General features: G+C 66.8%; 1 protein-coding gene. It reads left to right on the plus strand.

What is annotated here, in order from left to right; all coding sequences use genetic code 11:
- A partial coding sequence (locus AC07N1_RS25250) for a carboxyl transferase domain-containing protein (RefSeq protein ID WP_494674289.1) occupies positions 1 to 530 on the plus strand: 530 nt, incomplete at both ends.

Below are 530 nucleotides of genomic sequence, written 5' to 3' on the forward strand. Positions count from 1 at the left end.
CAGGCGATGAAGGCCGGCGCCCCGATCATCGGCCTGTTCGACGCCGGCGGGGCGCGCATCCAGGAGGGCGTGGATTCTCTGGCCGGCTACGCCGACATCTTCCTCGAAAACACCCTGGCTTCGGGCGTCATCCCGCAGATCAGCGTGATCATGGGCCCCTGCGCGGGCGGCGACGTCTACAGCCCGGCCATGACCGATTTCATCTTCATGGTGAAGGATACGAGCTACATGTTCGTCACCGGCCCGGACGTGGTGAAGACCGTCACCAACGAGGTGGTCACCGCCGAGGAGCTGGGCGGAGCCCGCGTCCACGCGGCGAAATCGGGCGTGGCCGAAGGGGCGTTCGAGAACGACCTGGAAGCCCTGACCCAGGTGCGCCGGCTGATCGACTTCCTGCCCTCGTCCAACCGCGAGAAGGCGCCGATCCGCCCGAGCTTCGACGATCCCCACCGGGCCGAGCCCAGCCTCGACAGCCTGGTCCCGACCGATCCCGGCAAGCCCTACGACATGAAGGAGCTGATCCTCAAAGT

Source organism: Caulobacter sp. GW821-FHT09B11 (assembly GCF_059418205.1).